At 63.1% G+C, this 25,875-nt stretch carries 25 protein-coding genes; 14 read left to right on the forward strand and 11 right to left on the reverse strand.

The window, feature by feature from the left end:
* Positions 1 to 6: 6 nt before the first annotated feature.
* Positions 7 to 1,464, reverse strand: coding sequence for a tRNA uracil 4-sulfurtransferase ThiI (gene thiI / locus AYB31_RS00730; protein WP_068824774.1), 1,458 nt, complete (start codon positions 1,462 to 1,464; stop codon positions 7 to 9).
* A 333-nt stretch (positions 1,465 to 1,797) separates the two neighbouring features.
* Here thiI and glnA point away from each other — a divergent pair, with 333 nt between their 5' ends.
* From glnA to AYB31_RS00765, 7 genes are all read left to right on the forward strand, one after another.
* Entirely contained in the window at positions 1,798 to 3,204 is a 1,407-nt protein-coding gene (gene glnA, locus AYB31_RS00735) for a glutamate--ammonia ligase (protein ID WP_068824776.1), read from the forward strand.
* 300 nt (positions 3,205 to 3,504) lie between these two features.
* Positions 3,505 to 4,047: a DUF4124 domain-containing protein gene (locus AYB31_RS00740; protein WP_068824778.1), complete on the forward strand. Its 543-nt coding sequence runs from the start codon at positions 3,505 to 3,507 to the stop codon at positions 4,045 to 4,047.
* Between the two features lie 17 nt (positions 4,048 to 4,064).
* Complete coding sequence (locus AYB31_RS00745) at positions 4,065 to 4,688, forward strand: DUF4124 domain-containing protein (RefSeq protein WP_068824780.1); 624 nt, start codon at positions 4,065 to 4,067, stop codon at positions 4,686 to 4,688.
* Between the two features lie 183 nt (positions 4,689 to 4,871).
* Positions 4,872 to 5,954 (forward strand): nitrogen regulation protein NR(II), encoded by a 1,083-nt coding sequence (gene glnL, locus AYB31_RS00750; RefSeq protein ID WP_068824782.1) that lies wholly within the window; start codon positions 4,872 to 4,874, stop codon positions 5,952 to 5,954.
* The gene (ntrC, locus tag AYB31_RS00755; RefSeq protein ID WP_068824783.1) at positions 5,951 to 7,384 is read left to right on the forward strand and encodes a nitrogen regulation protein NR(I); all 1,434 of its coding nucleotides are present in this window, start codon (positions 5,951 to 5,953) and stop codon (positions 7,382 to 7,384) included. The genes glnL and ntrC overlap by 4 nt, the downstream gene beginning before the upstream one ends.
* A gap of 270 nt (positions 7,385 to 7,654) precedes the next feature.
* Entirely contained in the window at positions 7,655 to 9,844 is a 2,190-nt protein-coding gene (gene yccS, locus AYB31_RS00760) for a YccS family putative transporter (protein ID WP_068824785.1), read from the forward strand.
* A 233-nt stretch (positions 9,845 to 10,077) separates the two neighbouring features.
* On the forward strand, positions 10,078 to 11,262 hold the full coding sequence (locus AYB31_RS00765; RefSeq protein WP_269085678.1) for an NAD(P)/FAD-dependent oxidoreductase: 1,185 nt from the start codon (positions 10,078 to 10,080) through the stop codon (positions 11,260 to 11,262).
* Between the two features lie 33 nt (positions 11,263 to 11,295).
* On the opposite strand, the gene AYB31_RS00770 is transcribed toward AYB31_RS00765, so the two are convergent.
* From AYB31_RS00770 to AYB31_RS00790, 5 genes are all read right to left on the reverse strand, one after another.
* Positions 11,296 to 12,162, reverse strand: coding sequence for a type 1 glutamine amidotransferase domain-containing protein (locus tag AYB31_RS00770; protein ID WP_068824789.1), 867 nt, complete (start codon positions 12,160 to 12,162; stop codon positions 11,296 to 11,298).
* Between the two features lie 76 nt (positions 12,163 to 12,238).
* On the reverse strand, positions 12,239 to 13,093 hold the full coding sequence (locus tag AYB31_RS00775) for a hypothetical protein (RefSeq protein ID WP_068824791.1): 855 nt from the start codon (positions 13,091 to 13,093) through the stop codon (positions 12,239 to 12,241).
* Between the two features lie 13 nt (positions 13,094 to 13,106).
* The gene (locus tag AYB31_RS00780) at positions 13,107 to 13,964 is read right to left on the reverse strand and encodes an HDOD domain-containing protein (protein WP_068824793.1); all 858 of its coding nucleotides are present in this window, start codon (positions 13,962 to 13,964) and stop codon (positions 13,107 to 13,109) included.
* A gap of 142 nt (positions 13,965 to 14,106) precedes the next feature.
* Positions 14,107 to 15,003: an alpha/beta hydrolase family protein gene (locus AYB31_RS00785; protein ID WP_068824795.1), complete on the reverse strand. Its 897-nt coding sequence runs from the start codon at positions 15,001 to 15,003 to the stop codon at positions 14,107 to 14,109.
* 266 nt (positions 15,004 to 15,269) lie between these two features.
* Positions 15,270 to 16,163 carry an alpha/beta hydrolase family protein gene (locus AYB31_RS00790; RefSeq protein WP_068824797.1) on the reverse strand — a complete coding sequence of 298 codons (894 nt, stop codon included), beginning with the start codon at positions 16,161 to 16,163 and terminating at the stop codon, positions 15,270 to 15,272.
* Between the two features lie 644 nt (positions 16,164 to 16,807).
* Between AYB31_RS00790 and AYB31_RS00795 the strand changes: the two genes are divergently transcribed.
* The 3 genes from AYB31_RS00795 to AYB31_RS00805 all read left to right on the forward strand — a co-directional run bounded on the left by AYB31_RS00795 (position 16,808) and on the right by AYB31_RS00805 (position 18,650).
* On the forward strand, positions 16,808 to 17,539 hold the full coding sequence (locus AYB31_RS00795) for a helix-turn-helix domain-containing protein (RefSeq protein ID WP_068824799.1): 732 nt from the start codon (positions 16,808 to 16,810) through the stop codon (positions 17,537 to 17,539).
* 127 nt (positions 17,540 to 17,666) lie between these two features.
* Positions 17,667 to 18,164 (forward strand): DinB family protein, encoded by a 498-nt coding sequence (locus tag AYB31_RS00800; protein WP_068824801.1) that lies wholly within the window; start codon positions 17,667 to 17,669, stop codon positions 18,162 to 18,164.
* A gap of 33 nt (positions 18,165 to 18,197) precedes the next feature.
* On the forward strand, positions 18,198 to 18,650 hold the full coding sequence (locus AYB31_RS00805) for a GNAT family N-acetyltransferase (protein ID WP_068824803.1): 453 nt from the start codon (positions 18,198 to 18,200) through the stop codon (positions 18,648 to 18,650).
* A 4-nt stretch (positions 18,651 to 18,654) separates the two neighbouring features.
* Here AYB31_RS00805 and AYB31_RS00810 read toward each other — a convergent pair whose 3' ends face one another.
* Positions 18,655 to 19,434 (reverse strand): substrate-binding periplasmic protein, encoded by a 780-nt coding sequence (locus tag AYB31_RS00810; protein ID WP_068824805.1) that lies wholly within the window; start codon positions 19,432 to 19,434, stop codon positions 18,655 to 18,657.
* Positions 19,435 to 19,533: 99 nt separating this feature from the next.
* Between AYB31_RS00810 and AYB31_RS00815 the strand changes: the two genes are divergently transcribed.
* The gene (locus AYB31_RS00815) at positions 19,534 to 20,004 is read left to right on the forward strand and encodes a GreA/GreB family elongation factor (protein WP_068824807.1); all 471 of its coding nucleotides are present in this window, start codon (positions 19,534 to 19,536) and stop codon (positions 20,002 to 20,004) included.
* 21 nt (positions 20,005 to 20,025) lie between these two features.
* Here the strand turns inward: AYB31_RS00815 and AYB31_RS00820 are convergent, their stop codons facing one another.
* The 3 genes from AYB31_RS00820 to AYB31_RS00830 all read right to left on the reverse strand — a co-directional run bounded on the left by AYB31_RS00820 (position 20,026) and on the right by AYB31_RS00830 (position 22,645).
* Positions 20,026 to 20,769 carry a substrate-binding periplasmic protein gene (locus AYB31_RS00820; protein WP_068824809.1) on the reverse strand — a complete coding sequence of 248 codons (744 nt, stop codon included), beginning with the start codon at positions 20,767 to 20,769 and terminating at the stop codon, positions 20,026 to 20,028.
* 73 nt (positions 20,770 to 20,842) lie between these two features.
* A complete protein-coding gene (locus AYB31_RS00825; protein WP_068824811.1) occupies positions 20,843 to 21,895 on the reverse strand; it encodes a cyclic nucleotide-binding domain-containing protein in 1,053 nt (350 codons plus the stop codon).
* A gap of 246 nt (positions 21,896 to 22,141) precedes the next feature.
* Positions 22,142 to 22,645, reverse strand: coding sequence for a M48 metallopeptidase family protein (locus tag AYB31_RS00830; protein ID WP_068824813.1), 504 nt, complete (start codon positions 22,643 to 22,645; stop codon positions 22,142 to 22,144).
* Between the two features lie 175 nt (positions 22,646 to 22,820).
* Between AYB31_RS00830 and AYB31_RS00835 the strand changes: the two genes are divergently transcribed.
* Genes AYB31_RS00835 through AYB31_RS00845 form a run of 3 tightly spaced genes read left to right on the forward strand, consistent with a single transcriptional unit; the run spans position 22,821 to position 25,347 of the window.
* Positions 22,821 to 23,417, forward strand: coding sequence for a PAAR domain-containing protein (locus tag AYB31_RS00835; protein ID WP_068824815.1), 597 nt, complete (start codon positions 22,821 to 22,823; stop codon positions 23,415 to 23,417).
* Positions 23,417 to 24,751 (forward strand): hypothetical protein, encoded by a 1,335-nt coding sequence (locus tag AYB31_RS21790; protein ID WP_177332265.1) that lies wholly within the window; start codon positions 23,417 to 23,419, stop codon positions 24,749 to 24,751. The genes AYB31_RS00835 and AYB31_RS21790 overlap by 1 nt, the downstream gene beginning before the upstream one ends.
* Entirely contained in the window at positions 24,748 to 25,347 is a 600-nt protein-coding gene (locus AYB31_RS00845; RefSeq protein WP_068824817.1) for a hypothetical protein, read from the forward strand. Before AYB31_RS21790 ends, AYB31_RS00845 begins: the two co-directional genes overlap by 4 nt.
* On the opposite strand, the gene AYB31_RS00850 is transcribed toward AYB31_RS00845, so the two are convergent.
* Complete coding sequence (locus AYB31_RS00850) at positions 25,344 to 25,814, reverse strand: hypothetical protein (RefSeq protein ID WP_068824819.1); 471 nt, start codon at positions 25,812 to 25,814, stop codon at positions 25,344 to 25,346. The genes AYB31_RS00845 and AYB31_RS00850 overlap by 4 nt on opposite strands.
* Positions 25,815 to 25,875: the final 61 nt, after the last annotated feature.

Consider the following 25,875-nt stretch of genomic DNA (forward strand, 5'->3'; position numbering starts at 1 on the left):
GTGGTCCTAGCGCGGACGGTAGACGCGCACATTGGCATGCCCCTCGGAGAGTAGATGGTGGGCATGCAGGCGGCTCATCACGCCCTTGTCGCAATACAGCAGGTACTGGCGGGTCTCATCCAGTTCCTTGAAGCGATTGTTGAGGGCATAGAACGGCAGGGGCTGCACCTCGATACCCGGCAGTTCGAGCGGCTCGTCCTCGGCGGCATCCGGATGACGGATATCGATGACGATCTGCCCGGCCAGGGCCTCGGCCACTTCCTCGACCTGCAGGTCTTCACCCAGCTCGTCGATCACCTTGTCCACGGTCACGCGCGTGGCGCGTTCCAGGGCACGCTCGAGCACGGCCATGTCGAACAGGCTTTCTTCGTGCTCGATGCGGCCGCGCTTGGCGCGGGTGGTCGGGTTGACCGAGATCACACCGCAGTACTCGGGCATGTTCTTGGCAAATTCGGCGGTGCCGATGGCCGTGGCGGTGTCGATGATGTCCTGTTTGTGCGCGGCGATCAGCGGGCGCAACACCAGGGTGTCGGTGACCGAGTCGATCACCGAGAGATTGGGCAGGGTCTGGCTGGAGACCTGGCTGATCGCCTCGCCGGTGACCAGCGCATCGATGTTCAGCTCCTCGGCGATGCGGCTGGAAGCACGCAGCATCATGCGCTTGAGCACCACGCCCATCTGGCTGTTGTCGACCTTGGAGAGGATCTCACCGACCACTTCTTCAAAAGGCACGCTGATAAACAGCACGCGGTGCGAGCTGCCGTACTTCTGCCACAGGTAGTGGGCCACTTCCATCACGCCCAGCTCATGAGCGCGACCGCCGAGATTGAAGAAGCAGAAGTGGGTCAGCAGGCCGCGGCGCATGATCTGGTAGGCGGCGACGGTGGAGTCGAAGCCGCCACTCATCAGCACCAGCGTCTGCTCGATGGAGCCCAGCGGATAGCCACCGAGACCTTCGTGCTGGGCGTGGATGATCAGCAGGCGGTCGTAACGCACCTCGAAGCGCGCCTCGACCTCGGGCTTCTTCAGGTCGATACCGGCGGCACCGCACTCGCGACGCAAACGGCTGCCAACATGGGTGGCCAGCTCCATCGAGGAGAAATCATGGGTGTTGCCCGCGCGCTTGCAGCGCACGGCGAAGACCTTGCCCGCCAGCTGGGCACCGAAGTGTTCGCGGCACTTCTCGAAAGTGTCATCGAAATCGAGGTAGGGATATTCGTGTACTTCGAGGAAGTGAGCGATGCCCGGGGTGTTGCGCAGACGCTCGAACATCTCCGCCTGAATCTTCGCATCGCTCACCTGGCTGATCAGGTCGAGGTTGTCCCATTCGCCCTGTACGTCCAACGCCGGGTCCAGATCGCGAAGCACCGTGCGAATGTTCTTCGCCAGCTGGCGGATGAACTGCTTGCGCACCGGCCGGCTCTTGATGGTGATTTCAGCGAAAGGCTTGACGATGAGTTTCATGAAAACCGGGCGCCTGGGAGGCGGTCGAAAAACAGGGGCGCGGATTATAGCGGAAATTGCTCAAGCTTTGATCAAAAACAGCAAAGGAAGATTAATCGCACCAAATAAGTGCTTTCCGGATTTTTAAAGCACCTTAATAGTGCATAAATATGCTCAAAAAAAAGCCGCAACCCCCGCCACCCCTGAGCCGCAGCCTCTTCGTCCATTCCGGGGCACTGGCACGCAATTTGCTCCCTTGTGAGGCAGTCAGGCCTGGCGGACTATCGCGGCCGGCCTTACACCAATTTTTCGGAGACAGGTCAGTACCTGGCTCCTTTCCACCTGGAGGACAGCATGTCGAAGGCGATTCAACTGATCAAAGAACACGACGTGAAGTGGGTTGACCTGCGCTTCACCGACACCAAGGGCAAGCAGCAGCACGTGACCATGCCGGCCCGTGACGCCCTGGACGAAGATTTCTTCGAGCACGGCAAGATGTTCGACGGCTCCTCCATCCACGGCTGGAAAGGCATCGAAGCCTCCGACATGATCCTGTCGCCGGTGGACGAAACCGCCGTACTGGACCCGTTCACCGAAGAGCCGACCGTCATCATCGTCTGCGACATCATCGAGCCGAGCACCATGCAGGGCTACGATCGCGACCCGCGCTCCATCGCCAAGCGCGCCGAGGAATACCTGAAGTCCACCGGTATCGGTGACACCGTATTCGTCGGCCCGGAGCCGGAATTCTTCGTATTCGACGAAGTGAAGTTCAAGTCCGACATCTCCGGCTCGATGTTCAAGATCTTCTCCGAGCAGGCCTCCTGGAACACCGACGCCGACATCGAAAGCGGCAACAAGGGCCACCGCCCGGCCGTCAAAGGCGGTTACTTCCCGGTTCCGCCGGTCGACCACGACCACGAAATCCGCACCGCCATGTGCAACGCCCTGGAAGAAATGGGCCTGGTCGTCGAAGTTCACCACCACGAAGTGGCGACTGCCGGTCAGAACGAGATCGGTGTGAAGTTCAACACCCTGGTCAACAAGGCTGACGAAGTTCAGACCCTGAAGTACTGCGTGCACAACGTTGCCGACGCCTACGGCAAGACCGCTACCTTCATGCCGAAGCCGCTGTACGGCGACAACGGTTCGGGTATGCACGTGCACATGTCCATCTCCAAAGATGGCAAGAACACCTTCGCTGGCGAAGGCTATGCCGGCCTGTCCGACACCGCCCTGTACTTCATCGGCGGCATCATCAAGCACGGTAAGGCCCTGAACGGCTTCACCAACCCGTCCACCAACTCCTACAAGCGTCTGGTGCCGGGCTTCGAAGCTCCGGTCATGCTGGCCTACTCGGCTCGCAACCGTTCCGCCTCGATCCGTATCCCGTACGTTTCCAGCCCGAAAGCCCGCCGCATCGAAGCGCGCTTCCCGGATCCGGCTGCCAACCCCTACCTGGCCTTCGCTGCACTGCTGATGGCCGGTCTGGATGGTATCCAGAACAAGATCCACCCCGGCGATGCAGCCGACAAGAACCTGTACGACCTGCCGCCGGAAGAAGCTGCCAACATCCCGCAGGTTTGCGGCAGCCTGAAGGAAGCTCTGGAAGAGCTGGACAAGGGCCGTGCGTTCCTGACCAAGGGCGGCGTATTCTCCGACGACTTCATCGATGCCTACATCGACCTGAAATCCGAAGAAGAAATCAAGGTTCGTACCTTCGTACACCCGCTGGAATACGACCTGTACTACAGCGTCTAAGCCAGTAGCGTGACTAAAAAGGCCTCCTTCGGGAGGCCTTTTTTATGGCACCGATTTCTGGTGTGAGCGCAAGCCCAGCAGGCACAGCCTTAGCCGCAAATGTGGCCCGTACCGCGCCCAAGCCGCCGCTCTTGACGGCCCATGACAAAGTGCACTGTCGCTCTCTTTTCCGGCAGGCCCGGAACAACTCAACGCCCACCCCGGCAATTCTTTGCACCAGACCACGCCCCTCTGCAACGCAGCTTGCCAACCCGGCATTGCGATGCAACTCTTGCCGCAAGATCAATCAGGAGCTTACCGATGCGCCTGCTCACTGCCTGCCTGCTCTGCACCCTGGCCCTGCCAGCCATGGCACAGATCTACAAGTACACCGACGCCAACGGCAACACGGTATTCACCAACCAGCCACCGGAAGGCCAGAACACGGAAGCCGTGAACCTGCCGCCAACCAATACGGTGGAAGCACAACAGCCTGTGACCCCAGAGCCCAGCACACAGCCACAGGACAGCGGGCCGCCCTATCAGGTACTGGCGCTGTCCGACATCCCGACCGACGAAGCCCTGCGCGCCAACAACGGCACCTTCAGTGTCGGCGTACAGATCGAGCCGCGCCTGATGCCTGGCCACACACTGCGCCTGCTACTGGACGGGCAACCCTATGGTCAGCCGAGCAACGTGCCACGCCTGCAGGTAATCAACGCCGACCGCGGCGAGCACAGTCTTGCCGTGGAAGTGCTGGGCGGCGGACAGCAGATTCAACAGAGCGCGCCAGTGACCTTTACCGTGCAGCGGGTCAATACCAGCAGCCCGGCGCTGCGACCGAAACCGAAACCCGCCCCGTAAACCCGATCAGGTCATCTATGCCTCGCCTGCTGCTCTGCCTGTTGCTCTGCCTTAACGGCATGCCCGCCTACGCCGGCGTCTATACCTACATCGATGCCGACGGCAATCGAGTCTTTACCGATCAGCCGCCCTCGGGCAAGGCCCAGCGCGTCGAGATCGCCCCCAGCAACAACATGGCGCCTGCCGAGGTTCCCGCCAGCAACGTACCGCCTTACCCGAGCGCCCGAGTCGAACCGGCCTACGATGTCCTGCGAATTCTGATCCCCGAGCCAGATGCCACCATCCTGGATCAGAGCGGCAACCTGATCGTCACCGCCAACAGCGAACCGGCCCTGCACAGCGGGCACAGCTACCGTCTGATTCTCGATGGCCAGCCTTTTGGCGAAGCCGGGCGCAGCCCGGTATTTCCCCTGCAGAACATCGACCGTGGCAGTCACCAGGTATCGGTGGAAATCATCGACAGCCAGGGCCGCATCGTCGAGCGCACGCCCAGCCAGCCTTTCCACATGAAGCGCATCTCGCTGTCACAAAAACGGGCAGCGAATCCGTGCAAGAAGAAGGATTGGGGTGTGCGCCCGGAATGCCCCATCAAGGACAAACCCAAAGAGCCTCGCGACATTCCCTTCGTCCCCTTCATCTGAGCAGCGCACCATATCAGTGCATATCAGTGCACCGCTTTCTATGCTCTCCCTGTTTTGGTTCGCCAAACACCTGATCGACTGCGCCGAAACACAGCCCAGACCGCACCCGTAGCGAAAAACACGCGTCTTTTCGGGGCTTTGGTTTGCTTCTTGCATTTTCCTGCCCATAGCCAGGACCCTGCCATGATCAACGACGCACTGCATCGCCTACTGCTGGACAACCTGACCACCGCCACCATCCTGCTCAACGCCGAGCTGTGCCTGGAGTACATGAATCCGGCCGCCGAGATGTTGCTGGCGGTCAGCGGCCAGCGCAGCCACGGCCAGTTCATCAGCGAACTGTTCACCGAATCGCCAGAGGCGCTCAGCTCGCTGCGCCAGGCCGTCGAGCATGCCCACCCGTTCACCAAGCGCGAAGCCATGCTTACCGCGCTGAGCGGCCAGACGCTGACCGTCGACTACGCAGTGACTCCCATCCTCAACGCCGGGCAAACCCTGTTGCTGCTGGAAGTACATCCGCGCGACCGCCTGCTGCGCATCACCAAGGAGGAGGCGCAGCTGTCCAAGCAGGAAACCACCAAGCTGCTGGTCCGCGGCCTGGCCCACGAGATCAAGAACCCGCTCGGTGGTATCCGCGGCGCGGCACAGTTGCTGGCACGCGAACTACCCAACGAAGGCCTGCGCGACTACACCAACGTGATCATCGAAGAGGCCGACCGCCTGCGTAACCTGGTCGACCGCATGCTCGGCTCGAACAAACTGCCGTCGCTGGCCATGACCAACATCCACGAGGTACTGGAGCGGGTCGGCAGCCTGATCGAAGCGGAGAGCCAGGGCAGCATCACCCTGGTGCGCGACTACGACCCGAGCATCCCGGATGTGCTGATCGACCGCGAGCAGATGATCCAGGCCGTACTCAATATCGTGCGCAATGCCCTGCAGGCGCTATCCGCACAGAGCGACCTGCGCCTGGGCCGCATCAGCCTGCGCACCCGCACCCTGCGCCAGTTCACCATCGGCCACACCCGCCATCGCCTGGTGGTGAAGATGGAGATCATCGACAACGGCCCGGGCATCCCGCCGGAAATGCAGGAAACCATCTTCTACCCCATGGTCAGCGGCCGCCCGGACGGCACCGGTCTGGGCCTGGCCATCACCCAGAACATCATCAGTCAGCACCAGGGCCTGATCGAATGCGAGAGCCACCCTGGCCACACCGTGTTCTCGATCTTCCTGCCGCTGGAACAAGGAGCCCCACAGTCATGAGTCGCAGTGAAACCGTCTGGATCGTCGATGACGACCGCTCCATCCGCTGGGTTCTGGAAAAAGCCCTGCAGCAGGAAGGCATGACCACCCAGAGTTTCGACAGCGCCGACGGCGTGCTGAGCAAGCTGGCGCGCCAGCAGCCGGACGTGATCATCTCCGACATTCGCATGCCCGGCGCCAGCGGCCTCGACCTGCTGGCGCGCATTCGCGACCTGCACCCGCGCCTGCCGGTGATCATCATGACCGCGCACTCCGACCTGGACAGCGCAGTGGCCAGCTACCAGGGCGGTGCCTTCGAGTACCTGCCCAAGCCGTTCGACGTCGACGAGGCGGTTTCCCTGGTCAAGCGCGCCAACCAGCACGCCCAGGAACAGCAGAGCCTCGAGGCCCCCGCCGCCCTCTCGCGCACCCCGGAGATCATCGGCGAGGCGCCGGCGATGCAGGAGGTGTTCCGCGCCATCGGCCGCCTGAGCCACTCCAATATCACCGTACTGATCAACGGCGAATCCGGCACCGGCAAGGAGCTGGTCGCTCACGCCCTGCATCGCCACAGCCCACGTGCGGCAGAGCCTTTCATCGCGCTGAACATGGCGGCGATCCCCAAGGACCTGATGGAGTCCGAGCTGTTCGGCCATGAGAAAGGCGCCTTCACCGGCGCCGCCAACCAGCGCCGCGGACGCTTCGAGCAGGCCGACGGCGGCACCCTGTTCCTCGACGAAATCGGCGACATGCCCGCCGATACGCAAACCCGATTGCTACGTGTACTGGCCGATGGCGAGTTCTACCGTGTCGGCGGCCACACCCCGGTCAAGGTCGACGTACGCATCATCGCGGCCACCCACCAGAACCTCGAATCCCTGGTGCAGGCCGGCAAGTTCCGCGAAGACTTGTTCCACCGTCTCAACGTCATCCGCATCCATATCCCGCGCATGTCCGATCGCCGCGAGGACATCCCCACCCTGGCCCGTCACTTCCTCGCCCGCGCCGCTCAGGAGCTCGCCGTCGAGCCCAAGCTGCTGAAGAGCGAGACCGAGGACTACCTCAAGCACCTGCCCTGGCCGGGTAACGTGCGCCAGCTGGAGAACACCTGCCGCTGGATCACCGTGATGGCCTCCGGCCGCGAAGTGCACATCGACGACCTGCCGCCGGAGCTGCTGACCCAACCGCAGGAACACGCGCCGGCCGCCAACTGGGAACAGGCCCTGCGCCACTGGGCCGACCAGGCCCTCGGCCGCGGCCAATCCAGCCTGCTGGACAGCGCAGTGCCCGCCTTCGAGCGGATCATGATCGAGACCGCCCTCAAGCACACCGCCGGGCGCCGCCGCGATGCCGCCGTGCTGCTGGGTTGGGGTCGCAACACCCTGACCCGCAAGATCAAGGAACTGGGAATGAAGGTCGACGGCGGCGACGACGACGACGGCGAAGACTGATCACTCCGCACGCTGAACCACACGGGCCCTCGGGCCCGTTTTCTTTCATGCTGCGTATGCTTTTCGTGGGAGCGGCTTCAGCCGCGAAAGCTGTCCTGTGCCGAACGCCATAGCGCGACCTTTCCACACGACGTCCTGCACCACCAGCCATTGGCTGTCTTGCCATTGCCCCACCGGGCTATCCTCTGAACGAAAGGTCAATAAAATGGTGCCTCATGCGGGCCCGTCGCCGTCTTCTCGGCGCCCCTTTTCTTTTTCCATCAGGCTGCCATGTCCTCATCGTTGAATGACACCTTGCGCCAGCTATGGGCGCGCGAGAAGTTCACCTACGGCGTACGGGTATTCATCGCCCTGGCCGGTGCCATGGCGCTGTGCTGGTACCTGGAACGCATCGAGTTCGTCATCCCGCTGTTCCTCGGCTGCATCGCCAGCGCCCTGGCCGAGAGCGACGACCACTGGCGCGGCCGCCTGCAGGCGCTGATCGTCACGCTGATCTGCTTCGCCGCCACCGCCAGCGCCGTGCAGCTGCTGTTCCCCACGCCCCTGCTGTTCGGCGCCGGCCTGGCCCTGGGCGCCTTTGCCATGACCCTGCTCGGCGGCATCGGCGAGCGCTACGCGGCGGTCGCCTCGGCGACCCTGATCCTGGCGATCTACACCGCCATCGGCCTGGAACACCGTGGCGGCAGCATGGGCAGCTTCTGGCAGGAGCCTTTGCTGCTGATTTCCGGCGCCGCCTGGTACGGCGTGCTGGCCGTGCTGTGGGGGGCACTGTTCAGCCAGCAGCCGGTGCAACAGGCGCTCGCGCGAGTGTTCGATGAACTGGGCACCTACCTGCGCCTGAAAGCCTCGCTGTTCGAGCCGGTGCGCAAGATCGACATCGAGGCCCGCCGCCTGGAGCTGGCGCGGCAGAACGGCCGGGTGGTGACGGCCCTGAACCTGGCCAAGGACATCATCCTCAACCGCATGAGCCGCAAGCGCAGCGGGCAGAAGACCAACCGCTACCTCAAGCTGTACTTCATCGCCCAGGATATCCACGAGCGCGCCAGCTCCTCGCACTATCCCTACAACGCCCTGGCCGAGGCCTTCTTCCACAGCGACGTGATGTTCCGCTGCGGACGCCTGCTCAGCCAGCAGGGCAAGGCCTGCCAGGCGCTGGGCCGCGCCATTCGCCTGCGCCAACCGTTCGACTACAACGACAACAGCCAGGCCATGGCCGAACTCGATGCCTCGATGACCTACCTGCGCGAGCAGAACAACCCGGCCTGGCGCCGCCTGCTGCGCTCGCTCGGCGCCCTGGCCGGCAACCTCGCCAGCCTGGAGCGCAAGCTGACCAGCGCCAGCAACCCGGACGCCCTGGCCGACGAGCAGGACAGTGCCCTGCTCGACCGCTCGCCGCAGAACCTCAAGGACGCTTTCGCTCGCCTGCGCCAGCACTTCACCCCGACCAGCCTGGTGTTCCGTCACGCTCTGCGCCTGTCCATCGCCCTGCTCGCCGGCTATGGCCTGTTGCACTGGATTCACCCACAACAGGGCTACTGGATTCTGCTCACCACCCTGTTCGTCTGCCGCCCCAGCTACGGTGCCACCCGCCTGCGCCTGGTGCAGCGGGTCAGCGGCACACTGATCGGCCTGGTCATCGGCTGGGCGCTGATCCGCCTGTTCCCCGATCCACTGCTGCAATCGCTGTTCGCCGTGGCCGCCGGAGTGGTGTTCTTCACCAACCGGGTCGACCGCTACACCCTGGCCACCACCGCCATGACCCTGGTGGTGGTGCTCTGCTTCAACCAGATCAGCGACGCCTATACCCTGCTCTGGCCGCGCCTGGTGGATACCGTGCTGGGCACGGTGATCGCCGGCCTGGCGGTGTTCTTCATCCTGCCCGACTGGCAGGGGCGCAAGCTCAACCAGGTGCTGGCCAGCACCCTGAGCAGCAACAGCCGCTACCTGCAGCAGATCATGCAGCAGTATGAATCCGGCGCCCGCGACGACCTCAACTACCGCCTGGCCCGACGCAACGCGCACAACGCCGATGCGGCGCTGTCCACCACCCTGTCCAACATGCTGCTGGAGCCAGGGCACTTCCGGAAGGACGCCGAAACCGGCTTCCGCTTTCTGGTGCTGTCGCACACACTGCTCAGCTACCTCTCGGCCCTCGGCGCACACCGTGCCAGTCTCGCCGACGATGCCAGCGATGCCCTGCATGACCGCGCCGTGGCGCATATCAGCCAGACTCTGGAAGCCATCGCCGGCAACCTACGCGATGGCCTGCCCGTGGCGGTGTATGACGAGCAGGATCAGACCCTGGCCGAAGAGCTGGAGCAACTGCCCGAGGAAATGGACGAAGGCCATCGCCTGGTGCAGGTACAGCTCGGCCTGATCTGCCGCCAGCTGGCGCCGCTGCGCACGCTGGTCGCGCACCTGCAGAAGCAGCCGCAGCAGGGCGACAGCAAGGCGGCTTGAGCGATGGCAGGGCCAGCTTTTCTGTGGGAGCGGCTTCAGCCGCGAAAAGCCCTCCCTACAAAAGCGCTGCGCAGGGGGGACTCCTGGGCAGCACCTGAGCCGCCGAGCCATCGCGACTGAAGTCGCTCCCACAAAAAGCGCCTGAACTCCGAGCGACGCGACGACTACCCCTCAGGCACTGCAGCGCTTTCCGCTAGAATGCGCGCCTTCTGCGAACCTTCGAGGATCATCCCTTGCCCTTCTTCCCGGTCATCATCATCGGCGCCGGCGCCGCGGGTCTGATGTGCGCGGCCAAGGCCGCCGCGCGTGGGCGCGGCGTGCTGCTGCTCGACCACGCCAACAAGCCGGGCAAGAAGATCCTCATGTCCGGCGGCGGGCGCTGCAACTTCACCAACATGTACTGCGAGCCGGGCAACTTCCTCTCGCACAACCCGCACTTCTGCAAGTCGGCCCTGGCCCGCTACAGCCAGTGGGACTTCGTCGAGCTGGTGGTCAAACACGACGTGCCCTACCACGAGAAGAAGCTCGGCCAGCTGTTCTGCGACCGCAAGGCCAGTGACATCCTCAACATGCTGCTGGCCGAGTGCGACGAGCACGGCGTCGACCTGCGCCTGGACACCAGCGTCGAACGCATCGCCAAGCTGGATACCGGCTACGCCCTGCAAACCAGTGCCGGCGCATTCACCTGCGAGTCGCTGGTGATTGCCACCGGCGGCCTGTCCATCCCCACCCTCGGCGCCACCGGTTTCGGCTACCAGGTGGCCAGGCAGTTCGGCCACAGCCTGCTGCCGACCCGCGCCGGCCTGGTGCCCTTCACCATCACCGAGCCGCAGCTCAAGGCACTGTGCACCGAGCTGTCCGGCACCTCGGTGGAGGATTGCGTGGTGAGTTGCAACGGTGTGAGCTTCAAGGAAAATATCCTGTTCACCCACCGCGGCCTGAGCGGGCCGGCGATCCTGCAGATCTCCTCCTACTGGCAGCCGGGCGACGCCATCGAGATCAACCTGCTGCCACATATCGACCTGCCCGAGTGGCTGGCCGCCCAGCAGCGCGAACGCCCCAACAGCGAGCTGAAGACCTTGCTGGCCGAGCTGTTCACCAAGAAGATGGCCACCCTGCTGGCCGAGCAGTGGTTCGTCAGCAAGCCGCTCAAGCAGTACACCGTGGCGGAGCTGGAGGCAGTGACCAACAAGCTGGCCGGCTGGAGCCTGGTGCCGGCCGGCACCGAGGGCTATCGCACCGCCGAGGTGACCCTCGGCGGCGTGGACAGCCGCGAGGTGTCGTCGAAGACCATGGAATCGCAGAAGTCAGCGGGCCTGTACTTCATTGGTGAGGTGCTGGACGTCACCGGCCACCTCGGCGGCTTCAACTTCCAGTGGGCCTGGGCCTCGGCGCATGCGGCGGCGGAATACGTCTGAGCGGCGCCTCTCGGAAGTCCCCCCGAACAGCTTCTAGGGCCTGGGTAGCAGCTCGATAAAGCGCCGCATCAACTCATGCATATCACCCGGCCAGCGCCCGGATACATAACTGCCGTCGCGCACCACCCAGGCCGGGCGACTGTCGCTCGGCGTGTCGCGGTGCAGGCCACTGGTCTTGCGCCAGTAGTCAGGGGCGTCCTTGGGCACATCGAGGAAGTCCGCGGGGCTTGCCAGCAGGCGCCCCACCTCGCCCTGCACACTCATGTACCCGCCCGGCTCTCCCGGCGCCTCGCAATAGGTGCGGTAATAGGCGCTGTCCCACCAGCGGCCGTAGAAGCGGGTCAGGTCCCAGGCGGTCTTCTCCATCTTCCAGGTCAGCCCGGTGGTCTTGCGCCCATGCAGCACCGAGCGGCCATCCGCGCCCCGGCTGCGCGCCGCCAGCAGCACGCCGTGGCAGACCGCCGCCACCGGCTTGTCAACGGTGAACCAGGCGGCGACGAAGGCTTGCAACGACTCGCTCTCCAGGTACTCGCGCATGCCACGCGCCCAGTGTCCACCCGGTAGCACCAGGCCGACAAAGTCCTCCAGCCGAAGGCGCTCGTGGCGCAGCGGCTGCAGATAGTCCGGATCGCGCAGCATCTCGGCACAGGCCGCGCGCGCCTCGCCATTGGCTCGCAGCAACAGACCGAGCAGCTTCAGCCGGCGCAGGCCAGGCAGCAGGCCCCAGGCATCCAGGCCTTCGCCACTGATCATCTGCGGGTCCGGCTCCGCCGGCTGGCCATCCGGGGTGGCGAAGCACACCCGGTAGCCGGCCTGGCGGAGCAGGCGCCAGCTGAGTGCGGCCTCGCTGGGATCGTAGTCGCGGCGCGGCAGGGGAATCAGAACACAGGGGGCGGGCATGGCGGGCGCTCTCGGCTAGCAGAGGCCAGACCATAGCAGCTCGGCGCAGGGCTCGACACGCCGTGAGCGCCAAGCCTCAGGGCCAGGGCTGCCAGTCCATCTGCTGGTGCAGGACTTCACCGACACGATCCAGCTCGCCGTTCTCCTTGAGCGCCCGCAACGCCGCACCGAAACGCCGTGCCACGGTAGCGCCAGCGTCGCTATCGGCAACCAGCCAGCGCGCCTGATAGTCCGCGAACGCGACCGCCTGCAGCTGATCGCGCAGGCCCAGGCGATCGATCTCGGTTTCGACATTGATCGGGGCCAGCACATAGCCCTGAATACGCCCGCGCATCAGGCGCTCCAGGCTACCCCGTACCGTGTTGCTGGGCAGTGCCGGGAAGCCGAGTGTCTCGGTATGGGCGCGGTCGGTTTCCACCCGGTAGGGATACGCCAGCGCTTCGAGTTCGGCGTGCTTGCCCACCACGGCCTGCAACTGTTCCAGGCGCCAGCTACGTCCAAGCAGAGGCGCCAGACGCGCCTGCTGCTGTCCACTCAGACCGCTGGCGGCCAGCGCCGAGTCACTGAGCAGCCAGCGTGGGTCCAGCAGTTGCTCACGGGTCAACGGCTGGCCACGCCGGCTATAGAGCGCGAAGCTGACCTGCCCCAGGGGCTCGGCACCGTAGCGCAGCCCCTCGGGCGCTTGCGGCAGGCCGATATAGGGAATCTGGATGTCCGCCTGCCCCTGACGCACCAGCAGCAGGGTGCGGGCGAACGGCAACACCCTCAGCTCCAGGCTGACACCTTCCAGCTGACGATCCAGCGCTCGCAACTGCGCCAGCAACAGACCCTCGCCGTCACGCTCGGCGAGCACCGGCAACTCCGCCACGGCCACCACCCAGCGCTCTTCCGCCAGCAGCGGTGCGGCCAGGCCGCAGAGCCCCAGCAGCAAGCAGCGCAGAGCCCTAGCGCAAGGTTTCGGCAATGGCATGAATGTCCGCCCGATGCTTGACCACCCACTCAAGCTCACCGTTTTCGCCAACAAGGTTCAGGGGTGCTGCCAGCTTGTGGTAGGCCGCCAACTCAACCAGCAGGGGCAGATCGGCTTCGGCATTGCGTTCGCGAATGGCATGGAACAATGCCAGGTTGACCAGATCGATCAGGTCCAGCCCATTGCCCTCGTTGTGCTGCCAACTACCGGCGGCGCGAATCACTCGAATGTATTCGTCATCCACCGCCCACTTCTTCAGCACGATGATGCCCAGCGACTTGCTGTACTCGCGACAGAGTTTGTAATAGAGCTCGGCGGAGGGTATCTGCGCCTCGTCCTTGAAAGCGGACAGCACCGCCAGTGTGCCCACCTCGGCCAGCAGGCAGGCCAATAGCGCATGCTCCGGGGATACGCGCCCGAACAGCCGCGTCAGCATGGCGCAGGTTCCGGCCTTGAGCGTCAGGCGCTCCCAGGCATCCATGAACAGGCGTTTGTGTGCGGGGCTGTGCAGAGTGAACAGGCTCTTGATGCTGTGCACCATGGTGATGCGGTCCACCTCGCCCATGCCCAGCAGAGCGATCACATCCTGCAGTGTCTTGGGCGGTAGCGGATGACGATAGAGGGCACAGGAGGCATGCTTCATCAGCAACGCGGCGAGGGCCGGATCGCGACTCACCAGGCGTGCCAAGGCTCCCGTACTGGTCTGCCCATCGCTCAGTGCGCGACGAATATCCAGCGTCAGGCTCGGCAGACTGGGCAGTTGCTCCTGCCCCTGCATCAACTGCGAGACCACCCGCCGATAGATCGAATAATCGGAATCCTCGACAACCACCGCGCACCTCCAGCCCCAGAAGGAGTGTAGGTGGCGACCGCCAGTATTACCCGCAACTCGATGCGTCGAGACAAGCAACGCCAGCCCAGATGCACAGAGGGCGGATCGCCGGATCCGCCCTCCTGATTACACGAGCCTGGTCTCAGTAATTGCAGTTCTCGCGGTAGTCGGAAATGCTGTAGTCCGCCTCATGGTTGGGCCCACAGAGGAACTGGTTGTAACGGCTGTCGAAGTCGATGAAACGCTTCATCCAGGAGATGCCGTACATGCCCAGCAGGGACTGATCCGGGTAACCGGAGTTGGCGCAGAAGTGCGAGCCGTTGTTGATCTCCAGAAACGCCTTGGGAGTCGAGCTGGGCACGTCGTAGTAGAACGGCGAAGCATGCAGGGCAACCGGCGCCACGACATCCGACTCGCACGCCAGAATCAGGGTAGGCGTTTTGATATCGTCAAAGCTGTTGAAGCCCGCGTAGTAAGGCGCCTGCGGAATGATGGCATTCAGCGAACGCTGGGTCGCCAGCTTCAGCGAGCCACCGCCGCCCATCGACCAGCCGATGGCGCCCAGACGGGTGCTGTCGACCTTGTTGTAGATCGGGCTGGAAAAGGAACCGCTCTGGCTGATCAGGTAGTCCAGTGCCTTGCTCAGCTGGGTGGCGCGGCTATCGGGCTGGTCATAGATGGTATTGGTGTTCATGGTCATCACCACGAAGCCATGAGAAGCCAGGCGCGGCCCCCACCACTCGATGCTGCTCTCGTAGGACAGATACCCCGGGATGACGGCGATAGCGCCCATCTTGCCGGTGGTGTTGGTGGGGTAGTACACGGTGCTGTTGCCGAAACCCTTGAGGAAACCGGAAACATTGAACTTGGAGACGCTGAACGGACCCGAGGAGCTCTTCAGCGAGGCCACGGTCGGGTTCGGCCCACGGGTACAGTTGGAGCAAGGAGCAGAGGGGCCCGGCGCCGAAAAGGCGTAGGAACTTGCCGCCAGAGAGGCGACAAACAGTAGCGTCTTGACGATGGAAATCTTGGCATTCATGCGGTTCACCTTGTTAGTTATTGTTCTTGCGAAGCGATGGTGACCAGCCTGCAACTCACTCACACCGCAGGCTGCAGCAGAAAAACTAACAAGGGCTACAAATGACAACAATTACCAATGCCGCGCATTTCATACAAGCTCTCGCCACTTCGCGGCAGGGGTAGGCAGACCCGCCTGGAAGTCGCCAGCGGCTTGCGAGAAAGGAGGGGCAACACCATTAATGCCCTCCCTTTCCAGCATGCTCACTACTCCGAAAACCCGCGTCCTCAGTAGTTACAGTTCTCGCGGTACTCGGAAATGCTGTAGTCCGCCTCATGGTTGGGGCCACAGAGGAACTGACTGTAACGGCTGTCGAAGTCGATGAAACGCTTCATCCAGGAAATACCGTACAAGCCCAGCAGCGACTGATCCGGGTAACCGGAGTTGGCGCAGAAGTGCGAGCCGTTGTTGATCTCCAGGAAAGCCTTGGGCGTCGCATTGGGAATCTTGTTGTAGAACGGCGAAGCATGCGTCGCGACTGGCGCCACAACATCCGACTCGCAAGCCAGAATCAGTGCCGGAGTGTTGATCTGGTTGAAGTTGCTCAGGCCTGCGTAATACGGCGCCTGCGGAATGATGGCGTTGATCGAGCGCTGGGTCGCCAGCTTCAGCGAGCCGCCACCGCCCATCGACCAGCCGATGGCGCCCAGACGGGTGCTGTCCACCTTGTTGTAGATCGGGCTGGAGCTCGAACCGCTCTGGCTGATCAGGTAGTCCAAAGCCTTGCTCAACTGGGTGGCGCGGCTGTCGGGCTGGTCATAGATGGTATTGGTGTTCATGGTCATGACCACGAAACCATGCGAAGCCAGGCGCGGCCCCCACCACTCGATGCTGCTCTCGTAGGACAGATACCCCGGAATAACGGCGATGGCGCCCATCTTGCCCGTGGTGTTGGTGGGGTAGTACACGGTGCTGTTGCCGAACCCCTTGAGGTAACCGGAAACGCTGAACTTGGCGGTACTGAACGGCCCCGAAGAGCTCTTCAGCGAGGCCACGGTGGGGTTCGGCCCACGGGTACAGTTCGAACAGGGTGCGGAAGGGCTGGCCGAAAACGCATAGGAGCTTGCCAGCAGCGAGGCAGCCAGCAGGAAGATCTTGCTAATGGAAAACCTGGCATTCATTGCATATTCCTTATTGGTATTGTTTTACAGAACATATGTGAACTCGCTCACGCACAACTTGTACCGAGCGGCGGCCAGGCAAACTAACAAGCGCCTTTAACGCCAACAATCTGCAACTCTGCTCAATTCATACAAAGCTTACAGCGCTACCAGAACACCCAATACAAGTTGCTACTTTCCGTCACACCAAGTCCGCGCAAGCAAGAACCGCCACCTCACGCAGTAAAACCATATCCTATTGATTAAATTAAAAAACAAACCATTCATGCTTAACGAATTCAGCGCAAAACATTAAACAAGACCCCTTTCAAAACGCTGTCCGTCATACTTTCGCTCGACACCTAAAAGAGCGACAGAACACCAAGCAACCTGAGCCATTGACAGTTATCCGTAATTGCCTATCCTGCTCAAATCCGTGCAATCAGGATAAGTAGTTGGCCATGCGCACTGGCCACGACATGGAAGTTACAACTTCATATTCAATAATAAAAACCGATATGAACCCTGTAACTACGACCTCTGACCAACCTCCCGCCCTGGTGTATGTCTCCAACAAGAGATACCTCTATCTGGGGCGCACGCAACTACGTATCCGCGACTTTCACTCGGGCGCGTCATCCTTGGTCGTTTGCCTGGAAGGCACCATGAAGTTCTGCATGCCCGGCGAAAGCCACTGGATCAGCGCGAAAAGCATGCTGATCTCGGCGGGCAGTCGAATCGGCATCGATAACCAGGGTGCCGTCATATCGTCCTGTTACCTGGACGCCGCCAAGCCGGACTTTCTGACCCTCAAGAAACAGATGGTGTCGGTCCATCGCGGCGTCTATTACAGGCACGAAAACGAGGACCGACTGATCCGGAGCCTGCTCGGCCTGCGCGACGATGCACCAGGCCTGAACGAGGCGCAGCAGCGCATAGAGTCGATCATCTACCCCCATGCGGCCGATGCTATGGCCAACCTCGACGCCAGGGTTCGACACACGGTCGAACGCCTGAGAAGTACCGCCGCGCAGAATATTTCGGTACAGGCCCTGGCCGAAGAGGTCGGGCTTTCCGCCTCAGGGCTGATACGGCTGTTCAGCCAGCATGTCGGTGCGCCCCTGCGCAAACATCGCCTCTGGTACCGGCTGATCGACTTCGTCGTCCTGTCACTGTCCGGCGTGCCCACCGCCGCCGCCATCCGCGCCGCCGGCTTCACCGATGCCGCACACCTGTCACGCTGCTATAGCGGCTTTTTCGGGGTCAACTTCTCCTACGCGTTTTCGAAGCACACCAACGTGCGCTACATCTACGCCGACGAGCCGAGCCAGAGTTTCCTGCAGTCACCACCCCTTACGCAGACCGGTACGCCATCCGTGATGGCCGCACCCTGGTAGCGACGCCAGACCGCCAGCCGAATGCTGCCGCAACAGCAGATGCGGGCCACTTTTCTCGCGATCTGTATCGCGACCGGAGCGGGTCCACATGCCAGGATCGTGCTATCGCCAGCACTGGAACCCGCGCATGCTCGCCACAACCCTGCAAGCCCTTGCCGCCTTCCCTAGCCAACTGGAGGCCTACCACGCGAGCTTTCCCGCCGAGTTCGTAAACTGGCAACCGCAAAGCTGGCAAGGCATCCCCAGCGAAGCCTTCAGCGCCCTCGAACAGATCTGCCATGTGCGCGATATCGAGGTGGAGGGCTATCAGTCACGCATCCACCGCACTCTGGCGGAGGACAACCCGCTGCTGCCATCCCTCGATGGCGAATCCATGGCTCGTGAGCGGCGTTACAGCAGCGCAGACGCAGTGCTCGCGCTGGCGGACTTTCGCCGGGCACGCCAGCAGACCTTGGCCATGCTCGCCGATCTCAGCCCCGCACAGCTGCAACGCACGGCGCGTTTCGAGGGTTACGGCGCGCTGACCCTGAGCAGCCTGGTGCATTACCTGTGCAGCCACGATCAGCAGCATCTGGCCGGCCTGCAGTGGCTGCTCGGCAAGCTCGCCGCACGGCAGGCGGGTTAAAGTAGCGCCCTTGTCCCGCACGGAATGTCCCTGATGCATCTCGACTGGCACTGCAAACATCACAGCGAACTGAGCAAGGAAGAGCTGTACGCCCTGCTCGCCCTGCGCACCCGCGTCTTCGTGGTCGAGCAGAACTGCCCCTACCAGGAAGTGGATGGTCAGGATCTGCTGGGCGATACCTGCCACCTGCTGGGCTGGCGCGACGACGAGCTGATGGCCTACCTTCGCCTGCTCGACCCGCAGAACCATGCCGGCGAAGCCGTGATCGGCCGCGTCGTGATCGCGCCCGAGGCGCGCGGCAGCGGACTCGGCCACGAACTGCTGGAGCGCGCCCTGCAAGCCTGCGCCGAGCGCTGGCCAGGTCGGCCGATCTACCTCTCGGCCCAGGCCCATCTGCGCAACTACTACGGCCGCTATGGCTTCCTGCCGGTGACCGAGGTCTACCTGGAAGACGACATTCCGCATATCGGCATGCGCCGCCCCTGATACCTCAAGGCCGCCCTGGGGTATCCAGCAGCCCCGCAGGAATCTCCGGGCCCGGCAGCCAGCGCCGATAGATGAGGGCAAAGCTGCCATCGACCTTCATCGAGTCCAGCGCCTGCTGCCATTTCGCGATCACTCGATCATCGGTAGCCGGCGAAAAGGCGATATAGGCCTCGCTACGCAGAAAGCCATGAAGCGGTTCGACATCCTCGGGCCGCAGGCCGCCGAGGGCCAGCAGGTTGGCCAGCGTGACATTGTCGGCCACCACCACCGGCACCCGGCGATGTCGCAGCATGTCCATCATCTGTCGCGGTCCGCTCACCACATAGAGGTTGTCCAGGCCGCGGGATCGCAACTCCTGGTAGCTGTACCACTGACGCGGTACGGCAATGCTCTCCAGAGTGGCGGCCTGCTCCAGGCTCTCGATGGCGATACCCGAGTCTTTCAGCGCATAAAAGCTGGTGATCACGACCGCCACCGGCCCAACCCACTTGAACAGGGACTCGCGCTCGGTAGTGCGCATGGTCACAAACACCCCACTGCCGGCCTCGCCTTGCGCCTCGCGGTAGGCGCGTGCCCAGGGTACCAGGCTGATGCGCGCGCCATCTCCGGTACGCTCCAGCAGCTCGCGCACCAGATCGACGGCCATACCTGTCGGACGCCCCTCGCGGGCGAAATTCAGTGGCGGATATTCCTCGGTATAGAGTTGCAGCGTCTCGCCACGGCAGACGCCTACAAGACACAGAGCGAACAGGCATCCCAGCCAACGCCAGCGAGAGCCATGCATTGCCACCCATCCATCTTGCCGCGATTGCCTGAAGTCTAGTTCGCGACGGCGGCCAGGACGACTGATAACCTGCAGCTTTCGCAGCGCATCGATACCTCCATGAGCAAACTCCTGCTTCAGCAACAGGTCTGCCAGCACCTCGCGGCCGACCTGAACAGCCTGATCGCCGCCGCGGAAGCCGCGCACCAGGCTGCCACCCACGAAGAAAGCAAGGCGGAAAACAAGTACGACACCCGCGGCCTGGAAGCCTCGTACCTGGCTGCCGGGCAGTCGCGCCGGGTCGCGGAGATCCGCCGCGCGCTGGCCGCCTGGCGTAGCCTGCAACTGCGCCCCTACGACGACGCGGCGGGCATACAGCTCGGTGCTCTGGTGTGCCTGGCAGACGAGAAAGGTCGCCGGCAGCGCCTGTTGCTGGGCCCGGACGGAGCAGGCCTCAAGTTGCAGGACGCTCAAGGCGAAGTCGTGCTGATCAGCCCGCACTCACCGCTCGGCCAACAACTGCAGGGCCAAGGGCCCGGCGACTGGGTACAGGTCGCGCAAACGCGCTGGCAGGTGCTGCAGGTGGAATAAGCCCCGCCGCCGGCCCTGCGGCTAGGGCACGCTGACCTCCAGCGGCGCGGCCAGGCGCGCCAACTCGCCGGACTCGACCATCTGCCTGAAGGCCTCGTCGAAACGCCGCCGCAGCTCGAGGTGAAGGGCATCACGAGGAAAAGCAAAATAACCGCGCTGCACATCGATCAGCGGTGTCAGCTCGCGCACCTCATCGTACAGAGCCATGGCCGTTAGATGCGGCGCGGTATTGCGCTGGTTGCTGGCCAGCAGTTCGATACGCCCGGCCATCAGCATGCGCAGGCCGTTTTCCACGCTCTCCACCATGATCGGCTGCAGTTGCGCCCGTACCTCCTCGAACTGGCGGCCATAGACCCAGCCGCGCACCACGGCGATGCGCCGGCCGTTCAAGTCATGGTAATCACCGCTCCAGGTGGAGCCTGCGTCGCGACGGGCATAGAAGAGGATACGGTCCTGGTAGAACGGCTCGGCGGCAAAGGCAAAGCGTTGTTCGCGTTCGGCCGTAAGGTAGGGCCCGACCAGAATGTCCGCCGAGCCAAGCTCCACCATACGCTGGGCACGCGCCCAAGGGTGTAGTTCGAAATGCAGCTCACTCTCCAGGGAGCCCGCCAGCTCACGCAGCACCGCAGGCCCCAGGCCGCTGAACTGGCCATCCTCGGTCTGCTCGTAGACCCGAGGGAAAAAGGTGCCCACCACCCGCAACTCGCGAGCCTGCGCCACGGCGCCGAGGCAAAGCCAGAACAGCACGACCAGCACACTGCGCATGCTCAGATAGCCTCGTTCGAGAAGTCACTCGCAGGCTAGCGCAGTCTGCGCGTATCTGCCTAAGGCGGTGCTATCAGGCCACCGCCGTCGCCTCGCCCAGCAGGTAGGCATCGAAACCCATCTGGTTAAGCAGATGCACGGCCAGCTCGCTGCGAATGCCTCCCTCCGGCGTCACCACATAGCAGATCGCCCTGTCCAGGCTATCGGCATGAGTGCGCAGATTGGCCACCGGCATATTGATGCTCTCCGGCAGATGGCCAAGGCGATATTCGGCGGCCAGACGCACATCCAGCAGCAGATGGCGGCGCCGCCCCTGTTCCAGCTGCTGCAGGCCCTGATGGTCGAGGCGCGGGATCAACGCTGGTCGCACCAGCTCGACAAAGTGCTCGCGGTGCAGGCGCGCCAGCTCGCCCGCCTCCAGCATGACCACGCTGGCCGAACGCACAGCGCCACTGACCAGCGCCTCCTCGCCGAAGAAGTCACCCCGCTCCAGCACCAGGGCCGGTTGTTCGCGATAGGCCGACGGCAGGCTGATCCTGGCACGGCCGCTCTTGAGCACATAGAAGTGCTCGCCTGGCTCGCCATAGCGGACCACCTCTTCCCCGGCCGCCACCGCGACGTACTCGAAACGCGCCAGCAGGGCATGCAGGTGCGACGGCGGCAAACGGCCGAACAGTGGTGTGCTGAGCAGGCGTGCCAGCCAGTCGTCCTCGTCATGTTCCTCGACCATTACGCCATCACCGAGGCTGCTGACCTGGTAGGCGGCCTCCTGACTCCAGCCAAGCAGGCGCTCCAGCAGCTGATGCTCGACGGCGAACAGGCGCACATCACTGAGCGCCCTTACCGTACTCGGATTGACCGGCCCCGGATTCAGCGGTAGATGCGCCTGGGACGAGCCAGCCTCGACACGTTGCTTGGCGGAGCCATCATCCACGCTGACCTGCCCTTCCAGCAGGTAGTACTGGGCCAGCACGCGCTCGCCCTTCTGCAGCAGCAGGGTACCCGCCGGCCGCTGCAGGTAGTTGAGGCTGGCCTGCAGCTGCTGGCGGTAATGCGGGGTGAGAAAGTCCATCGGGCTGAAACTGCTCAGTTGCTCACAGCTCAGCTGGGACGGGGCAGTGCTCATGACTGAACCTCCGCGATAAAGCGCGGCCAAGCGCGCGGGGGAGCTTCCTTAGCAGGCTATGCCTTAACCATAGCGCCTGCCCACGGAGGTGCTACGGACGCTGGTCGGATTACCCATTCGGCGAACAATATCCTTATGCCTCAACGAGTTGCTCACAGAGCCCGGGGATGACTCTGTGGATAACAGGGGGAATAGTCGCTGCAATCCAGGCTACCTGCGGCCTGCACCATACTGCTCAGTTTTCACTCAGGCGCCACCCTGGAGTTCGCGCCAGGTCAGATACAGACGCAAGTCGAACTCCAGCTGGTGATAGTCCGGCAGCATGTGCCGACACAGCTGATAGAAGGCCTTGTTGTGCTCGGCCTCCTTCAGGTGCGCCAGTTCGTGCACCACGATCATGTTGAGGAACTCCGGCGCCGCCTCGCGAAACAGGCTGGCCACGCGAATCTCCTTCTTCGCCTTGAGCTTGCCGCCCTGCACCCGCGACACGGCAGTGTGCAGGCCCAGGGCACGATGGGTCAGGTCGAGGCGATTGTCATACAGCACCTTGTCGATGGCCGGCGCGCTGCGCAGGTACTGCTGCTTGAGATCGACCGTGTAGCCGTACAGTGCCTTGTCGCTCTGCACCTGATGGCGCTGCGGATAGCGCGTAGCCAGGTAATCACCCAGACGGTTTTCCGCGACCATCTGCATCACCTGCTGCTGCAGGTTGGCCGGGTAGCCCTGGAGGTATTTGAAAGGTGTGGTCATACGCGCAGTGTAACCGCAGCAGCCCGCCCCGCGGACGCCATGGACTGAGCAACTAGTTGCGCAACTGCCAGCAAAACAGTGAGCAAACGCATATAAACAGAGAGCACCGCTAACACCCAAGGCCCGCCTGCGGCACTGTCATCCACTTTCGCGCTCGCCGATAAGGAGATTGGCCATGGCTAAACCCGCCGCCCGCGTATCCGACACCGACGCCTGTCCACTGCCAGGCCACGGCCCCAACCCGGTGACCGCTGGTTCGCCCAACGTACTGATCAACAACCTGCCCTGCGCCCGCGTCGGCGACCCAACCGCCTGCGGCGATGCCATCGCGGTCGGTATCCCCACCATCCTGGTCAACGGCAAACCGATCGCCCATCTGGGCAGCGCCAGTGCCCACGGCGGAGTCATCGTCACCGGCTCGGGCAATGTGTTGCTCGGCACCTCCGGCGGCGGCGCGACGATGAGCCCGGTGGGGACTATGCAGATACTCGGCCAGGCCGTCACAAGCTTGCTCGCGCCAGGGGCCGTGACAACACAGAAACCTTACTCGGTACAGTTCAGAGCCGTCGACGAAACCACCGGGCAACCTGCGTACGACCTGCCCTATCGCCTGCAGATGGCTGACGGCACCTCGCTGCGCGGCTGCACCGATGCCGATGGCTACACGATGCGGGTAAATACGGCGCAGGCCGAAAGTGTTCAGCTGTTCTGGGAGTCGCACGTCGAGGACGAGGACTGCGACGACCACGCTGATACCTGTGGGTGCTGCTGATGATGAACAAGCCCGCCAATGCTTCCGCCCTGAGCACCCAAAGCAACACCGCAGTGCAAACCGTACAGGTTGCCAGCAAACGCAAGGTGACCTATCTCTTCAAGTTCACCTCCAGTTCCAACCTTTCTCTGCCCTATGCCATGGCGGTGAATGGCACGGTCACTGACCCGACCAGTGGTAAACCAAAGCGCCTGACCCACAATAAGGCCAAGACGTTCACCGTCGACGAAAACGCCGCCGTCACGCTGTACCTGAATAGCGACGCTCAGGTCTCGTTCCGCGAAGAGCCGGTGTACGCCATCACCCCGACCACGCGAGACGTGCACATCACCATCACCGAGAAGACCGGCAAACATAGCGACCAGACAACCCCGGTTTTCAAAGAGACCAAGAAAGGCAGTGACGGCAAGGAAGTGGATTACTACACCGCAGACCTAACCGGCGACGTGTGGTTGAAGGTGTCACACAAGTACACCGAGGCCGAAGCCAAGTCGCGAATCCCTGCCGGTACCGACAGCGCTATCCAGGACGCTGTACTGAATGTCTACCGGGGCCTGAGCACAGCACAGGTCACCGCTACGTTCGCCGCCACTGCCAGCAAGGCGGCACAGTCCATCACCATGAGCTTCGATGCCTCCAACAATGCCAGCAGCAATATCAGCACCTTCTCCCTGCTCAGCGATGGCTTACCACGCACCCACCCCAAGGGCCTGATAGCGCTGTTCCGGGCTGCCCAGCTGGCTGGCGTGAGCAAGCTGACCCTGAGCTCGGCGTGGCGCCCGATGCTGGGCTCCATCGCCCATAGAAGCGGGTTGGGGCTGGACATCAACTACATGGAGGCCGGCGACAAAAAGATTCGCGTCAATCGCGAAGAACTGCGCAAGAGCGCCCCTGATCTGGACTGGGTAAGTGCCGAAGAAAAGACCCTGTTCAGCACCTATGAGCAAGCGCAAAAGGATGCAGCCAGCGCAGCCAAGGAACAAAAGGCCGCAGCAGCCGCTCTGAAAAAGGCGCAGAAGGAACCGGACAAAATAGTTGATGCGCAGAAAGCCAAGGACGCGGCAGACAAGAAGAAAACCGATGCCGACAAGGCCAAAGTAGACGCAGAGAAAGCCTGGAATGACGAACGCGACAGAAATGAGCCCGCCGGACTCCGTTCGTTCCGCGAGTCACTTCAGGGCAACAGCCTGGTCAGCCAACTGTTCGACCCCTGGTACATGGACAGCAACACCCGAGACCAGGTCGCGGCAACGGCAAACAAGCAAGCCAGCGCCAACGAAAAACTGCACGCTCATCACTTGCACCTGACCGTCAGCGAGCCCGAACTGCTATGAAGCGCCTCCTCCTGCTGCTCCTGTTGCCGCCACTGCACACCTCCGCGGCCGAGAAAGCGCCCTCCGGCGAGCCCCTTCCTGCCATGGCCCTGGTGGAGCGTAGCGGTGTTTGGCAGTTACAGCCGACCCAACTGCAGTCGTATGTCGATGAACTCGGCGCACTGGCGGATATCCGCGGTTCGTTGGCAGACGCCAGGCTCAATCTGATCGATGCACGCCTACGCCCCGGCGCCGTGCCCTCCGTCCTCGAACTCGGTGCACAGAGCACGTGCTACAACGACGCCCATGAACCCAAGGCCTTCGTGCAGACGCTGCTGCAGGCCGGCGACTATCGACTGGAATGTAAGGGCGACGCTCTGGGCAACTACAGCCTGCGCCTGAGTGTCGGGAAACGCAGCCAGATGCTGCCCGGCGCCGACCCGGCCAGCGGTTCCTGGCAGTTGCTCTGGGCCGGTGACCTGGACCGCGACGGCAAGCCCGACCTGGTCAGCGAGTACAGCGTCGAGGGGGGCTATTGCCAGCAGGTGCTGCTCAGCGCCACCGCAGGTGCGGAGCAGTTGCTCGCTCCTGGCGAGCCACACTGCTTGGCCGACTAGGGCCGCAACGGGGCGCTGCTGACTTCGCCGCAGGCCCCGATCGCGCCATCGAGCAGCAGCGAACAGGGCTGGTCAGCCAGATAGCTGCGATAGACCCGCAACAGCTGTGCGGCGTCATAACGGCAGTTGGCAACCCGGCACTCGGCAGCGAACTCGAAGCGACTGTCGCGCGGCTCCGCCAGGCGGATCTGGATCGCCGGCCAGTCGCTGGGAGCCGCCTCGCTGGGAGTGAACAGAAGCCGCTCCCGACGCTGCACCATAGTGCCGCCTGCGGCGGCGTAGTCGAAGACGAACAACAGGGTGCGCGAGGTTTTGGTGGTGCACTCGGCCTGGCTGGCGCATTGCTGCGGATCACCGATTGCATCTACGGCAGTTGGAGAGCCGGCAACGGGCACAGTAGCGATCGGCTGTTGCGCGCAAGCGCTCAGCAACAGGGCGGCGCAAAACGTGGCGATGACTGATTTCATGCATGCACTCCAGCATTGACCCGTCAGGAGCAGGGCTCGCTCCTACAAGATGGGGTTCGTA

The sequence above is a fragment of the Pseudomonas sp. BMS12 genome, from assembly GCF_001592875.1.
GTDB lineage: Bacteria > Pseudomonadota > Gammaproteobacteria > Pseudomonadales > Pseudomonadaceae > Aquipseudomonas.

What these genes read in the sequence shown, in the direction of transcription:
- thiI (WP_068824774.1), bottom strand. Translation starts at nt 1,464, where the DNA reads ATGAAACTCATCGTCAAGCCTTTCGCTGAAATCACCATCAAGAGCCGG.
- glnA (WP_068824776.1), top strand. Translation starts at nt 1,798, where the DNA reads ATGTCGAAGGCGATTCAACTGATCAAAGAACACGACGTGAAGTGGGTT.
- AYB31_RS00740 (WP_068824778.1), top strand. Translation starts at nt 3,505, where the DNA reads ATGCGCCTGCTCACTGCCTGCCTGCTCTGCACCCTGGCCCTGCCAGCC.
- AYB31_RS00745 (WP_068824780.1), top strand. Translation starts at nt 4,065, where the DNA reads ATGCCTCGCCTGCTGCTCTGCCTGTTGCTCTGCCTTAACGGCATGCCC.
- glnL (WP_068824782.1), top strand. Translation starts at nt 4,872, where the DNA reads ATGATCAACGACGCACTGCATCGCCTACTGCTGGACAACCTGACCACC.
- ntrC (WP_068824783.1), top strand. Translation starts at nt 5,951, where the DNA reads ATGAGTCGCAGTGAAACCGTCTGGATCGTCGATGACGACCGCTCCATC.
- yccS (WP_068824785.1), top strand. Translation starts at nt 7,655, where the DNA reads ATGTCCTCATCGTTGAATGACACCTTGCGCCAGCTATGGGCGCGCGAG.
- AYB31_RS00770 (WP_068824789.1), bottom strand. Translation starts at nt 12,162, where the DNA reads ATGCCCGCCCCCTGTGTTCTGATTCCCCTGCCGCGCCGCGACTACGAT.
- AYB31_RS00785 (WP_068824795.1), bottom strand. Translation starts at nt 15,003, where the DNA reads ATGAATGCCAAGATTTCCATCGTCAAGACGCTACTGTTTGTCGCCTCT.
- AYB31_RS00790 (WP_068824797.1), bottom strand. Translation starts at nt 16,163, where the DNA reads ATGAATGCCAGGTTTTCCATTAGCAAGATCTTCCTGCTGGCTGCCTCG.
- AYB31_RS00795 (WP_068824799.1), top strand. Translation starts at nt 16,808, where the DNA reads ATGAAGTTCTGCATGCCCGGCGAAAGCCACTGGATCAGCGCGAAAAGC.
- AYB31_RS00800 (WP_068824801.1), top strand. Translation starts at nt 17,667, where the DNA reads ATGCTCGCCACAACCCTGCAAGCCCTTGCCGCCTTCCCTAGCCAACTG.
- AYB31_RS00805 (WP_068824803.1), top strand. Translation starts at nt 18,198, where the DNA reads ATGCATCTCGACTGGCACTGCAAACATCACAGCGAACTGAGCAAGGAA.
- AYB31_RS00810 (WP_068824805.1), bottom strand. Translation starts at nt 19,434, where the DNA reads ATGCATGGCTCTCGCTGGCGTTGGCTGGGATGCCTGTTCGCTCTGTGT.
- AYB31_RS00815 (WP_068824807.1), top strand. Translation starts at nt 19,534, where the DNA reads ATGAGCAAACTCCTGCTTCAGCAACAGGTCTGCCAGCACCTCGCGGCC.
- AYB31_RS00820 (WP_068824809.1), bottom strand. Translation starts at nt 20,769, where the DNA reads ATGCGCAGTGTGCTGGTCGTGCTGTTCTGGCTTTGCCTCGGCGCCGTG.
- AYB31_RS00825 (WP_068824811.1), bottom strand. Translation starts at nt 21,895, where the DNA reads ATGAGCACTGCCCCGTCCCAGCTGAGCTGTGAGCAACTGAGCAGTTTC.
- AYB31_RS00830 (WP_068824813.1), bottom strand. Translation starts at nt 22,645, where the DNA reads ATGACCACACCTTTCAAATACCTCCAGGGCTACCCGGCCAACCTGCAG.
- AYB31_RS00835 (WP_068824815.1), top strand. Translation starts at nt 22,821, where the DNA reads ATGGCTAAACCCGCCGCCCGCGTATCCGACACCGACGCCTGTCCACTG.
- AYB31_RS21790 (WP_177332265.1), top strand. Translation starts at nt 23,417, where the DNA reads ATGATGAACAAGCCCGCCAATGCTTCCGCCCTGAGCACCCAAAGCAAC.
- AYB31_RS00845 (WP_068824817.1), top strand. Translation starts at nt 24,748, where the DNA reads ATGAAGCGCCTCCTCCTGCTGCTCCTGTTGCCGCCACTGCACACCTCC.
- AYB31_RS00850 (WP_068824819.1), bottom strand. Translation starts at nt 25,814, where the DNA reads ATGAAATCAGTCATCGCCACGTTTTGCGCCGCCCTGTTGCTGAGCGCT.